This is a genomic window from Catenibacterium sp. RTP21428st1_D7_RTP21428_210409 (assembly GCF_040227455.1).
Classification (GTDB): domain Bacteria; phylum Bacillota_I; class Bacilli_A; order Erysipelotrichales; family Coprobacillaceae; genus Catenibacterium; species Catenibacterium mitsuoka_A.
The window spans coordinates 1-1,009 of record NZ_JBEHVX010000167.1; the positions used below are offsets into that span (position 1 = coordinate 1).

A 1,009-nucleotide genomic window follows, 5' to 3' on the forward strand; every position below is an offset into this window, starting at 1 on the left:
TATATCTCCTCCAGTATGGAAGGCATTTTTTTTTGAAATTCTACGTAATCCTCAAGATATCTGATACGAGCCTCCTGGTATGCAACCTTCTCTTCAAGGCTCATTTCAGGCATCTCCTCAATAGGGATGCTTCCATCATAGTTCTCAGCCTTTGGTTCAAACTCCCCGTTCTTCGCTTTCTGTCTTGCGCGCTTGGCTGCAGACTGAGCACAGTTCTTTCCAAGCTTCTTAGTATCGAAACCTAATGATTCATAAGCCTCGATTGATGTCATTCCGCTTTCAAGCTGCTTATAAAGTGCAACATAGAAGTCCTTTGTATAGATGAATGCATCCATATTTTTTGTAAGCTCTGCAACGAACTTATTATCTGAATGTTCAATAACTGCATCTCTATGCGCAAGTCTCTGCGCTTCTGTCTGCTGCTGCCTGTTCTTCTTTCTTTCCTGAGCCATATAATTCCATATCCTCCTCTGTTAGAGCGCCAAGCTCAACCGCACGCTTGAGCGCCTTTTCTCTCGCTTTTTTCATCATTTTATCATATTTTTCCTGCTCGTTTTGAAGATAATCTGAATATTCATTATCAGATAATGAATTAAGATAGTCTTCATATTCAGTTGGTGTCATCTTATTACGTGTCCACTGAGGACGCTCATTATTGTAGTAGTATACATAATCATCAATCATTTTCTTCACTCCTTCCGGAGTGGAACAGCCTGACAGGTCGCATTCATCCTTCATATGTCCAAAGAAGGATTCCTGGCTCGCATTATCCCAGCAGTTACCCCTGCGTGACATGGACTGGCTGTATCCCAGTTCCTTGATTCTGTTCTGGAAAAAGTCATTTAAATAGAGGGAACCCTGATCAGAATGGAAAATAGCGTCTTCAGCAGGGTCAAGAGTATCTACTGTATCCATAGCTAGATTAAGATCATTGCCTGAAGAAGTGATATGACTCACAACTCGCCCGCTTACTGCATCCTTTACACATGACAGGTATTCAGTTCTATTC

Annotated in this window: 2 protein-coding genes; both read right to left on the bottom strand. The window is 41.6% G+C overall.

Annotated features, from left to right (window positions below; translation table 11 throughout):
* The coding region (locus ABUA27_RS12660) for a hypothetical protein (protein ID WP_349820864.1) at window positions 1-452 on the bottom strand (452 nt) is incomplete at its 3' end.
* Window positions 391-1,009: IS3 family transposase (locus ABUA27_RS12665; RefSeq protein ID WP_349820865.1), on the bottom strand; the 619-nt coding region annotated here is incomplete at its 5' end. The genes ABUA27_RS12660 and ABUA27_RS12665, both read right to left, overlap by 62 nt.